9 protein-coding genes are annotated in these 12,629 nt (G+C 37.9%); 3 read left to right on the top strand and 6 right to left on the bottom strand.

Annotated elements, in window-relative coordinates:
- Positions 1-7 precede the first annotated feature (7 nt).
- From IC610_RS09225 to IC610_RS09215, 3 genes are all read right to left on the bottom strand, one after another.
- On the bottom strand, positions 8-919 hold the full coding sequence (locus IC610_RS09225) for a helix-turn-helix domain-containing protein (RefSeq protein ID WP_191736597.1): 912 nt from the start codon (positions 917-919) through the stop codon (positions 8-10).
- 12 nt (positions 920-931) lie between these two features.
- On the bottom strand, positions 932-1,645 hold the full coding sequence (locus tag IC610_RS09220; RefSeq protein ID WP_394368294.1) for an SDR family NAD(P)-dependent oxidoreductase: 714 nt from the start codon (positions 1,643-1,645) through the stop codon (positions 932-934).
- A gap of 211 nt (positions 1,646-1,856) precedes the next feature.
- A complete protein-coding gene (locus IC610_RS09215; protein ID WP_191736596.1) occupies positions 1,857-3,590 on the bottom strand; it encodes a UvrD-helicase domain-containing protein in 1,734 nt (577 codons plus the stop codon).
- A 139-nt stretch (positions 3,591-3,729) separates the two neighbouring features.
- Between IC610_RS09215 and IC610_RS09210 the strand changes: the two genes are divergently transcribed.
- On the top strand, positions 3,730-4,374 hold the full coding sequence (locus IC610_RS09210) for an NAD-dependent epimerase/dehydratase family protein (protein WP_191736595.1): 645 nt from the start codon (positions 3,730-3,732) through the stop codon (positions 4,372-4,374).
- On the top strand, positions 4,374-5,504 hold the full coding sequence (locus IC610_RS09205; RefSeq protein ID WP_191736594.1) for an MBL fold metallo-hydrolase: 1,131 nt from the start codon (positions 4,374-4,376) through the stop codon (positions 5,502-5,504). Before IC610_RS09210 ends, IC610_RS09205 begins: the two co-directional genes overlap by 1 nt.
- 73 nt (positions 5,505-5,577) lie before the next feature.
- Here the strand turns inward: IC610_RS09205 and IC610_RS09200 are convergent, their stop codons facing one another.
- Positions 5,578-8,928: a DEAD/DEAH box helicase gene (locus tag IC610_RS09200; RefSeq protein WP_191736593.1), complete on the bottom strand. Its 3,351-nt coding sequence runs from the start codon at positions 8,926-8,928 to the stop codon at positions 5,578-5,580.
- Between the two features lie 469 nt (positions 8,929-9,397).
- Between IC610_RS09200 and IC610_RS09195 the strand changes: the two genes are divergently transcribed.
- Positions 9,398-11,551: an outer membrane beta-barrel protein gene (locus tag IC610_RS09195; RefSeq protein WP_191736592.1), complete on the top strand. Its 2,154-nt coding sequence runs from the start codon at positions 9,398-9,400 to the stop codon at positions 11,549-11,551.
- A 100-nt stretch (positions 11,552-11,651) separates the two neighbouring features.
- Here IC610_RS09195 and IC610_RS09190 read toward each other — a convergent pair whose 3' ends face one another.
- Together IC610_RS09190 and IC610_RS09185 are read right to left on the bottom strand one after the other, a co-directional pair.
- Positions 11,652-12,014, bottom strand: coding sequence for a response regulator (locus tag IC610_RS09190; protein ID WP_056076935.1), 363 nt, complete (start codon positions 12,012-12,014; stop codon positions 11,652-11,654).
- Positions 12,015-12,043: 29 nt separating this feature from the next.
- On the bottom strand, positions 12,044-12,625 hold the full coding sequence (locus IC610_RS09185) for a chemotaxis protein CheB (RefSeq protein WP_056082159.1): 582 nt from the start codon (positions 12,623-12,625) through the stop codon (positions 12,044-12,046).
- Between the last annotated feature and the right edge of the window lie 4 nt (positions 12,626-12,629).

Here is a 12,629-nt window from a genome sequence, read left to right as displayed (position 1 = left end):
TTTAAATTTAGTTATGATAAAAACCTTGCTTAAATTGCACAGGGGTCTGATTGGTTTTATTTTTAAATAATTTATTCAAAGACTGCGGATGCTCAAAACCAAGCTGATAAGCGATTTCTGCAACCGAAAGTTGGGTTGTTGTAAGATAATCTTTTGCTTTTTCAATCAGTTTTTCGTGGATGAGTTGCTGTGCATTCTGCCCTGTCAAAGACCGAAGCATATCACTTAAATACCGTGATGAAAGACTGAGCTCCGTTGCGAGAAACTCAACGGTTGGCAAACCTTGATTCAAGCCGTCTTCTTTTTCAAAATAGACATTTAAAAGTTCTTCAATTTTCGAAAGTAAATCATTATTTACTGCTTTTCTGGTAATGAACTGGCGCTTGTAAAAACGGTTGCTGTAATTAAGCAAAACCTCGACGTGAGAAATGATAACATCCTGACTGAAATCGTCAATCGTATTATTCAATTCTTCCTTGATATTATCAAAAACCGAAAATATAGTCTGCTTTTCTTTGTCCGATAAAAATAAGGCTTCGTTGGCAGAATATGAAAAGAAGCCAAAGCTTTTAATACGGGTTGCCAATGAATAATTTCTGAAAAAATCAGGATGAATCAGCAAAGTCAAACCCTCATATTCCATATCATCGGCACTCGTGGAAATCAGCTGATTGGGCGAGGTAAAAACCATTCCGCCTTCGTCGAAATCATAATAACCTTGTCCATATCCAATTTTGCCTTTCCGTGTTTTTTTGTAGGAAATTTTATAGAAATTGAACAGAAAATGTTGATTCAATAAGTCACTTTCCACAATCATATTGGTATTGTCAGTGAGGCTTATCAAAGGATGAACAGGCTTTCCGAAACCCAACATCTCGTGAAGTTTTGAGATAGAATCTACTTTTATCGGATTATTCATTTCTTACTAATTTTAATTGATCAAATCACCAAATGCCATCTGTTGCATTTCCTGAACAGCAGCTTCGGAACCGATTTCTAAACGACGGTTGTACAGCTGATTGGCAAATTCGCCTGTCACGTATCGCAATTGATTCTTCCCATCCGTCGCAGCTTCGTAGACCACATCAGCTATCCACTCTACCGGTTCAAAATTATCAGGGTTCATCAGTTCAAATAATTTCTTCATACCATCTTCATAAGCCGGATGACTGGCAACGGCTAATGATTCTCCTGCAAAATTAGTTTTAATTCCGCCCGGCGCAATAGTTTTGATGCCAACATTATGTAATGCCAATTCAAACGACATACTTTCGCTCCAGCCTTCCAAAGCCCATTTTGTAGCGTGGTAAAGCGAATCCAAAGGGAAAGTCAATAATCCTCCAATGGAGGTTGTAGTAATAAATAATCCATTTCTGTTTTTTCTGAAATAAGGAATGAAAGCCTGAGTTACACGAATCACGCCCAGTAAATTGGTGTCTAGTTGTTTTACGATTTGTTCGTCTGTCAACGCTTCCAAAGCACCAATCAAACCGTAACCTGCATTATTAAAAACCACATCAATGGGATGAAGTTCAATTGCCTTTTTTACGGTTTCCTGAATCTGCTGTAAATTGGTAACATCCAAAGGAAGAAGTGTTACATTTTCCAGCGCCGAAAGCTCAGTTTCATTGTGTGGATTCCGCATCGTTGCGATGACGTTCCATCCTTTCGATTAAAATAATTTCGCCGTAGCTTTTCCCAATCCTGATGATGCGCCTGTGATAAAAACTGTTTTTTGCATTGTAAATTTTCTTTAAATTTTATAATACAAATGTCTGCAGATGCGCGGCCGGAAATGTTGCCAAATTGAGTTTCATTGTATCCAAAATGACGGGCGATAACCCTGTGATTTTCTGTTATGAAAAATCATCCATCTCTAATTTCTTTATCCGTGAAGCTATAGCTCCTTTTGTACGACCGAAATGTTTCGCCAGATCATTTCCGCTGATGCCTTCTGAATAAAGTTCCATCAGTTCCTGATCAAGTTCGGCTGTCCAGGGTTGGTACGCGCCTTTATGTTTTTCCCGTACCTGGTCGACTGTATATGATTTTTCAGTTTTCTTCTCTTCCTTCGGAATGTCTTTTATAATTTGAATTTGTAAAGACTCATAAAAACCGACAGGCATCAAAGATTCAGGAATGTGTAACTTATTTTTGGTTCGTGTTACCGCCACATACAGAAGATTGATTTCCTCATTGAGTTTTGTAGCGTTGATTTCCTGACCCTTTATTTCCTTCGTCTGTTTCTCCAGTTTTTCTTCAGAAATAAAATCATTCACCAGCCGCACACTGTCATACTCCATTCCCTTGCAGCGGTGAACGGTAGAAAAGATCATTTCTGCTTTTTCTTTCTGATCGCCATCGACGTGTTTGTCCTTGATGGTTTTAAGGATATTCGGAATTTTATTGCCATACTCTTTTACAATTTCAACCATCATCCCGAGTTGAAGATCTTCTGTTTTGCTAATGTAATCTTCAAGTTCTTTCATATTTTTCATCGCTTTGATGAGTTTATCTTTGATGAACGTCCGTTTGTCATTCTTTAAATTTAAAACATCATATAGAGAAGCTCCCTCATCTGCATACGTGTAAGAATTGATATTTCCCTCAAAGTAGATATGTTTTACGTTCTTTTTCTCGGTAACGTATTCGATGGCTTTTAACAATAATCCAAGATTGGTTCTTGCAAGAATAGCTTTGGTTTTTATTTCTTCAACCCGTCCATTACCAGTTATCGTTATGGTTTGATGCTGATTGATGTGTTTTTTAAATTTTAAAACTTCCATGGCCAGATTCGCAATATCCTGACCGAAGCGGAAACTTGTTGAAAGATGATACGTTTCAAAATCAGCCTTTTCCAGAGAGTTGACTGCATAACGCCACCCGTAAATCTGCTGATGTGTATCCCCTACAATTACTTTGGTTGCATTTTGTTTTAGAAATACATCCAACATCGCCGACGAAGCATCCTGACCTTCATCAAAAAGAATATAATCAAAAGGCAGTTTCGGATTTAAAATCTGAAATTTTTTAAGATAAAAATCATGGGTGATTTCAATTTCGCCTTTATCCATTTTACTCAATAACATTCGGGTCTGCGTGAGAATATACTGGTAAAATGTACTGACGAAAATTCTCGCATTGGGATCTGTAATGGTATCAAGATAATTTAGATCCTGAACTTTCAGTTTATCACTGTTGCAGAAATAAGTGATGAATTTGTTGATGTGATTGGCAATAATATACTCGGTGTGTTTTTCACCATTACCCTGCAGATTGAGAAGTTCAACGATTTCATTGGTTTTGTAACCCGGCGCTTTGATTTTATAATTGCTTTGAAAGACAACATTTTTATAGGCTAAAGAATGAGCCGTCTCAACAGTCACATTGTGAAGTCCTTTTTCCTGAAATTTTTTCGCAGCTTCCAGTTTTACCGACTTGTTAAATGCCAGATAAAGAATCCTGCTGTTTTCAGGTCTCGTTCTGGCATATTCAATAACGGTCGTAGTTTTTCCGGAGCCGGCAACCGCATTGATTTTGATATTTCCTGTAGAATTAATGATGTTTTTCTGCTCCTGTGTCCACTCCATTATCTGTGTTTTTGGTTGAGAAATGTATAAAATTACAACAGGCAATTTAACACAGAAATTTTTCAATTGCAAAAATGATTTGTAATTTTAATCAGATACATATTGTTTTTGCGATATTTACAGCATAAAAAAACATAACATGAAAATCATAATCACAGGTGCAACAGGAATGGTGGGCGAAGGTGTTTTATTTGAATGCCTTGAAAATCCGGAAGTAGATGAAGTGCTGATCATCGGCAGAAGAACTTACGAACTGTCACATCCCAAACTGAAAGAACTCATTGTAAAAGATTTTTCCGAAATCAAAAAGCATTCAGATTTACTGGAAAAATATGATGGCTGTTTCTTTTGTGCAGGCATCAGTTCGGTAGGCGAAAATGAAGAAAGTTTTACCAGAAAAACGTACGATTTTGTAGTTCCGTTTGCGGCTTCGCTTTCAGAAATTAAACCGGAAATGACTTTTATTTACGTTTCGGGAAGCGGTACCGACAGCAGCGAAAAAGGAAAAATAATGTGGGCAAGAGTGAAGGGACGTACAGAAAATGCGCTGATGAAACTGCCTTTCAAAGGTCAGTACAACTTCCGGCCGGCGGTTATGACGGGAAGCAAAGGTCAGAAAAACATCAAGTTTATTTTTAAAATATTGATTCCACTGTTGTCACCATTTTTTTCTGCACCTACATTAAAACTTTCAGAAGTAGGGAAAGCAATGATTAATGCAGTATTGAAAGGATATTCAAAACAAATCTTGGAGGCAAAAGACATTAAAGAATTATCAAAATAATGAAGCGCTTTCTGAAAATATTAAAATGGACGGTCATCGTTTTACTGTCGTTAATCATCCTTATCATCATCGCCACTTATTTTTATATGAAACAGCCTCAGTTCGGCGCGTTACCTGAAGGTGAGCGACTTGAATTGATGAAGAAATCAAAACACTTCAGAGATGGAACCTTTCATAATCTTGTAGAAAAACCGACCATCATAAAGGGATACAGCATGTGGACTGAAGGCTGGAATTCATTAACTAAGACCTATCCTGATACGGAACCAACCACTGCTCTGCCTTCGGTTAAGACAGATTTAAAATCGCTTCCGGCAGACGAGAATGTGCTGGTATGGTTTGGGCATTCTTCTTTCTTTTTGCAGTTGGATGGAGTAAAAATTCTGGTTGATCCGATTTTCAGCGGTAAAGCATCGCCAACTCCATGGGGCGTGAAAGCGTACAAAGGCAGCGACATTTATTTTGCGGACGACATGCCCGAAATTGATTACATGCTGCTCTCACACGATCATTATGACCATTTGGATTATGAAACCGTAAAAGCATTACAGCCGAAAGTAAAGTTTGTAATTTGTGGTCTTGGAGCCGGAGCACATTATGAAAAATGGGGCTACACACAAAAACAGATTCTGGAAAAAGATTGGGGTGAAACTGTAGCTGTAAAACCAAATTTCAATATTATTGCAGAAAATACACATCACGGTGGCGGTCGTGGATTTTCACCTGATAAAGCATTGTGGCTGTCTTTCTATATTCGATCTCCCAAGATGAATATTTATTACAGTGGTGATGGCGGTTACAGTGACCGTTTCAAAACGGTTGCAGCAAAATATCCGCCGATAGATTGGGCGATTATGGAATGCGGACAGTACAACAAAGCATGGCAATCGGTACACGAGCTGCCCGAAGAAATGGCTTTGGCAACAACAGAAGTAAAAGCAAAAAACCTACTGCCCGTGCATCATTCCAAATTTACCTTGGCGCGACATCCGTGGAAAGAGCCGTTGGAAAAAATGACAAAACTCTCAGCCGGAAAACCTTACAGACTGGCAACCCCGATGATTGGAGAAAAAGTGTTGCTGGACAACGGTTCTCAGGTGTTTAAACAATGGTGGAAAGATGTAAAATAATTGATTTAGAAGTATCTGTCAGGCAAAAATGCACGAATTTGTTTTGAATTCGTGCATTTTTTATTAAACTGTTTTACAAGATTTCCAACAAATCCTGCCTCGATAATTTTTTGAAAACCGAGCTGTCTGTCATAATCAAATCATTCGCCAGTTCTTTTTTAGACTGCTGAAGTTTCATAATTTTTTCTTCCACTGTGTTCGGACAGATCAACCGTACAGCAATGACGTTTTTCTTCTGTCCGATGCGGTAACAGCGGTCTATCGCCTGATTTTCTACCGCTGGATTCCACCAGGGATCAACGAGATAAACGTAGTCGGCTTCTGTTAAATTCAAACCTGTTCCACCCGCTTTCATGCTTATTAAAAACACCCTGACATTTTCATTTTCCTGAAATTCGTTGACTTTGGCGGCTCTGTTTTTCGTCTGTCCGGTAAGGTATTCAAATGAAATATTTCGTTCTAAAAGTTCCGCTTTTATTAAATCGAGCATGGAGACAAATTGAGAGAAAACGAGAATTTTGTGCTGGGCAGATTTGTTTTCAATCTGCTCCATCAGAACTTCGATTTTTGCCGAACTGTCACCAAACTGTTCTTCATCCTTTAGCAATACCGGAGAATCACAAATCTGTCTCAGTTTGGTCAGTCCAGTGAGAACGTGCATGCTGTCTTTGGCGATTTCCTCTTCATCTTTTGCCGAAATATATTCGCGCAGTTCCTTTTCGTACGCATCATAAATCCGCCTTTGTTCCTCTCCCATTTCACAGTAAATCACCATTTCCGTTTTGTCGGGAAGCTCTTTTGCGACCTGCTTCTTCGTCCTTCTGAGAATGAATGGTTTTATTTTTTGCTGTAAATCTTTTGCTCTTTTGGTGTATTCAAATTTATCAATGGGTGTTGAATAAATATCTCTGAAATATTCCTTGCTTCCCAATAAACCAGGAATGGCAAAGGAAAGCTGTCCGTAAAGATCAAAAGTATTATTTTCAATCGGTGTACCTGTGAGAACGATTTTGTTTCGTGATTTTAATAATCTTGCAGCTCTGTACCGTTCAGAATTGGGGTTTTTAATGGCCTGAGATTCATCCAGAAAAATATAATTAAAATTGAATTCTTTTAAAAACCGAATATCGGAAAACAGCATTCCGTAAGTGGTCAGCACAATTTCGTGACCGGCAAACTGACTTGTGTTTTTAATTCTGTTGGCTCCGTAATGCGTCATTATTTTGAGTGAAGGAGCAAATTTTTCTACTTCCGCCTGCCAGTTGAACAGTAAAGAAGTTGGAACCACAACAAGATTGGTGTTTTCAGAATGTTTTTTATTTTGTGAAAGAATAAATGCGATAATCTGCACAGTCTTTCCCAGTCCCATATCGTCGGCAAGACAGCCTCCAAAATTAAAATTGTCCAAATGATTCAGCCAGTCAAGTCCCTGCTTTTGATAGTCGCGCAGGTTCGCTTTTAATTCTGCCGGAACTTCAGTCTCGGGAATGTTTTGATCTTCAAAAAATGCTTTGTTGTACGTATCAATTTCCTCAGTAACTTCTTTGCTTAAAACGTCTTGCTCAAAAAGGTTTTTGATATCAGAAAAATTACTTTTTGGCAACCGCAGAAGTTCGTCATAAATTTCACCTGACTGAAAATAACGGTTCAGTTTTTTCATCCATTCTTCAGGCAAAATCCCGTTGGTTCCGTCGTCGAGTTGCACAAATTTGTTTTTATTCCGGATGGATTTATGCAGTTGTTTTAATGATGCCGTTTGATTCCCGAATTTTACATTGACTTCGGCATTAAACCAGTTGATTCCGCTTACCACCTGGATGCTAACAACAGCTTTATTGGGATTGAGTTTATTCTTTTTTAAATCATTAAAACCTAAAATAATGATTCCCTCATTCCGCCATTTTTCAAAAGTTTCTAAAAACCATTCTTCATCCAGAAATTTATTTTTGTGCAGATAAAAATACTCGTATTGCTCGATCTGTTCGGCAAATTCGGGATGCTGCTGCATGATGGCCGCAGTGAATTTTATTTCTTTTCTGTCGTCTCTTTCAACCTTAAAAATATTACCGTTCTGATCGGTATCAAAAATCTGTTTTCTTGAGAAAACGGGTACTTCCACCTGACCATATTTTATCACAGGCGTGATTGAAATATAATCATTCTGATCCGCCAGATAGATAATCTTTTCAACCTTTTCATCAAAAGATTTTTCTTCCAGTTGCTTTTTGGTAGCGGGTTTTATGTAAGAGTAATTGATTTTAATCTGCTTTTCCAGGCTGGAAAGAATGTTCTCTTTAAATTCATCAAATTTTGATGAATGCACCAGCAAAATCTCTCTGTTGGATTTGAAAAACTCAAGTACACGGAGCATATCCAAATTGGTGATCAGGTGTAAAGTGTTTTCGTGGTAAAGAAAGTACTGAAACTGAATTTTAAGATTCCTGAATGGCTGCAAAACATCATTTAGCCAAAGTCCGCCAGTGATTTCAAAGAAGGATTCTTTTTTGAAAACTGAAAGCTCAATATCTGCATTCAAAAGTTTTACTTCAACCGGAACAATAGATTTAGCAGAAACATTTTCTGAAATATTTTTATCATGATAAAAAACGGGCAGATTGAGAGGATTTTTCACCACGATTTTTAAAGCTTCAAGATCGGCTTCATTTTTTTCTTCGTTCAGATTATTTTCAAATTTTGAAACTGCAGTAAAGAATTTTGCATCGTCAACAGTCTCAGCTTTCCAGATTAAACCTGAAGGGTCGATTGAGGTTACCGGATTTTTAATTTTTCCGGACTGAGTGGTTTCTGATTCAAAAAGTTCAATACTGAACCGGTCATCGTATTTATGCTTTTTTATCAGCAGAAATATTTTCTTTGACTGATGATCAGTTCTAATTTCGTGAAAGTCCTGTGTGTTTTTTGGCAATAATTTCTGCTTCAGCTCATCAACATTCAGTTTGATCAGCTCTTTTATTTTAGGTTCAATACGTAGAGATTGATTGACGTGTTCCAATTGAAAGAAGTCGTCAAGACTGGGTTCATTTTCCAGGCCGTAATCTTTTGCGAAGTCTTCTAATTTCTTTCGCCGGAGTTTTTCATCGAAGAAAATACGCAGATCCTGACGCTCAATAATGGTATATAAAACCTGAGCCTGGTGTGTACACATTCTGGTTTTCGGCGCATCGCACGGACAGTCTACAATCAGCGAACTTCCAATTAAATTTACCGCAACGCTGGGGAAATCAAGGTTAGCAGAAGGTTTGAAAAAAACACCGGAATTGATTTCGATAAAATAAGGCTGAATGTCTTTTAAATTTTCCTTTTCAACACCAACCCTTTCTGAACAGTGCTTTTGCAGATCAAAAACTGAAAAACCTGAGAGGTTGATCTGATCGAAAACATATTGATTTTTCTGGTGTTGCATGTCGTTATTCAGAGAAGTTGATGTTGTAATCTGACTGATGTATCAGGAAACTGTGTATCAAATCAGAAATTTTTAATGATGCTAAATTAATGAAAAAGCCTGAAACATCTGTTCTGCGTAAGGGATAGAAGCGGCATCCTTTTTTGTTTTTGGAATGCGTTGCGGATTGGCAAAACAAAAAAGATAAAGAGGATAGCCCGACCCGCTTGCATTTGGTGTGGGGAACGCTGGCAGGGTTTGAAACCCTGCCAGCGTTGTGGAATGGCAATGCAAAGGGATACGCCCAAATAAACTGTTTTATTTATAATATTGATGTGTCAACAACTTTCTTTTTACAGTTCTCCTGTTGGAAGTGCCTCATTAATATCAGCTTACTAAAACTTTGAAATTAATTAACAATATTTAACATTCAATTCCTGTAACAAATATTCCCCGTCGGGTGTCTTATGGGTAAGATTATAAACTTTTAATGAAAAAACTAATAACACCGATCGCTTTACTGATAGGTAGTCTTGCCTTTTCTCAGGAAAAAAAAGACAGTGCAGATGCAAAAGTGAATGAAATAAAGGAGGTTACATTTGTTGCAAAAAAGCCGACTGTAGAGTCAAAGGTTGACCGTACGGTTTTTAATGTTGCCAACAGCTCGATTCTCGCGGGTAACACCACGTGGGATGTTTTGAGAATGACGCCTTTGGTAAGTGTTGATAACAACGATGCCCTGAAAGCCGAAGGTGAATCTGTAACGGTCTACATCAACGACAGAAAATCTGTATTTACAGGCAAAGAACTTAAGGAATATCTGAAAACCATTCCTGCAGACAATCTGATGAAAATTGAAGTGATCACAAGCCCTTCCGCAAGATATGACGCCACCGGATCTGTGATTAATATTGTTTTGAAAAAACGTGACGATGAAGGTCTGAAAGGAAGCGTAACGCTGAATAACAGACAGAATACGCAAAATTCTCAGTACACCAATTTTAATCTGAATTACCACAGAAAAAATTTCACACAAACGCTTGTGGGAAGCTACAGCGACAACACCTGGGTGCAGGGAAGCTCTTTTGTGAACACGATCAACGAAAATAATATAATTACCCAAGGCTCGACGCAAAATATTTACAGAGGCAAAAACCCTTCTGTATCTTCGACTTCTGAATATGAAATCAACGATAAAAATACTGTCGGTGTTATTCTGGAATATTATCAGGGCAAAGGCGACAATACTTCAGAGCTTGAATCTACGCAGTTTAAGAACGGAAATTTTGATTATCTGAGAAATCAGAGTCAGAGTTCCAACAGCATGAACCGGACTTTGGGGAGCAACGTTTTCTATAAATATTATGATAAAGAGAAAAACAGAATTCTCGACATCAATCTTGGAAGCAACTACAACGGACAATCTGAAAACAGCTATTTTCTGAGAAATACAGTGTTTACAGACAAGACCGAAATTCAGGAAATCGGCGGAATTTCTAATGTTGAAAACCGAAATTATTACCTGAAAGTTGACTACACTCAACCTATTGGAAAAGAAGGCGGAAATTTTGAAATTGGTGGTAAAATAGATTTGAACAACAACGTAATTCCCAACACGCTTTACGGAACTCTTCCCGAAGGATTAAGAACCAGAGATGTATTTCATTACGAAGACAACATCAGCTCGCTGTACGCCAATTATTCAAAAACATTTTTTAAGAAACTGGAGACGAGAATTGGATTAAGATATGAATACATAGATTTCAAACTTCGTCAGGACGTTGCCGGAACTTCGAGAAGGGATTCTTACGGAACTTTTTTACCGAACTTTTTGGTGAAATACTCTTTTTCAGAAAATTATGATTTAAGTTTGACCTACAACAGAAATCTCTGGAGACCTTGGTATGCGGAATTCAACCCGTTTCTGCAACCCGGAACCGACGGATTTTTCACGAGAGGAAATATGAATCTTCTGCCCAACCCAAGCGACAGGCTTTACATGAAATTTGGATTTAAAAAGAAATATTTTCTTTCAGCCAGATACACCTTCATCAAACAGGATTACTGGCAGGCTTATGTAACCGAAGGCGATAAAATTATCTCAGAACCTACCAATTTCCTTGGAAAAGTACACAAATACAGTCTTTATGCAAATACCAACCAGACATTTCTAAAAAACAAACTGACTGTAAATCTCGGTTTTGGATGGAACTATACAGACAATACCGATTTCAATGAAAGAAATGAACTGCGTGAGGCATCAGACTACCTGAGTTTCTGGTCAGGATCGACCAATCTCACCTATACCAATTTGTGGAATAAAAACATTAACCTCAGTGCTTGGGTAGAAGTTTCCAATCAGAACAGCGGAAATTCTGTCGCGAATGTGACGAATGTTTTCCATAATATTTCTGCCACAAAAATCTTCCCGAAAACACAGATGGAAGTCAGTTTACAGCTGATGAATATCTTTGGGAGACCAAATTTTGACTCTACGACGTACAGCCAAATCGGAAGCAACAGAAATATAACCAAATCAGACTGGCACGGAGTTTCACTAACTTTTGTGAAACGTTTTGGAAATCAGAAAGTAAAAGAAAATACCAAAACCGATGTTGAAAAAAACAGCGGTGGCGGAAAGTAAAAAAACAGCATTTAAAAAGAAAATTTAAATACGTGACAAAACAAAAATCCTTTTAATTTTATTTGAAAGGATTTTTGCATTGTCTGTACACTGTTTATATCTACTGTAGATATTTCGCCACTTTCTCCTCAATATCATCAAGGTTAAAAGGTTTGGCAACAAAATCATCTGCGCCGGCTTCCTTTGCAAGTTTGGCAATATCATTATTTGCCGTTACATAGATTACGGGAATGGCTTTAAAATCGGGATGATTTTTAAGTTTTTTTGTGGCTTCCACACCTCCGATATTCGGGATCCAATTGTCCATCAAAATAAGATCGGGACGGAAATTTTCTACTCTTTCCATGATGTCGTGCGAAGTTTCGGAAATCTCGACATCGTAACCGTTTTCCTCAAAAATGATGGTAACCACCTCCAGAATTGTAGTGTCATCATCAAATATTAAGATCTTCTTTTTGTTCATTTACTCTAAAAACTTGCTTAATTAATATATTATTTATCTCTCTCTATTTTCAAATTCCTCAGCAATTCTGCCAGTTCATCCGGGTTGAATACAAGGTCATATTCCACCTGCCCCAAAGCCATCCTGGGCATATAGTCCACCTCCGCCGTCTCAGGATTCTGAATCCAAACTCTGCCTCCGTTGATCTTCACATATTTTAAACCTTCCACACCATCAGAATTGGCTCCTGAAAGCAGCACCGCTGCAAGATTTAAACCAAAAATTTCGGCTGCAGATCTGAAAGTTACATCTATAGACGGGCGCGAATAATTCATCTTTTCTGAACTGTCTAAAGATACGGATTTTGTATCTTCAAAAAGCAGGTGATAATCTGCCGGTGCAATATAGATTTTATTGGGCAGAAGATCTGTTTTATCTTCTATTTCAATTACTTCAATCTCTGTAAACTGTTGCAGCAAAACCGGAAGTACACTCGTGGAATATGGTTTTCTGTGCACCACTATTACTACAGGGAAATTCAGACTGAAATCTATCTTTTTGAGCATTTCCATTATCACATGAAGGCTGCCGGCAGATCCGCCGATAAGTACCAATCCATATTCATAATTCATGCTC

Source organism: Chryseobacterium caseinilyticum, from assembly GCF_014837145.1.
Taxonomy (GTDB): Bacteria; Bacteroidota; Bacteroidia; order Flavobacteriales; family Weeksellaceae; genus Chryseobacterium; species Chryseobacterium caseinilyticum.
Note: the sequence above shows the minus strand (reverse complement) of the source record. Positions and strands in the feature narration are given on the sequence as shown.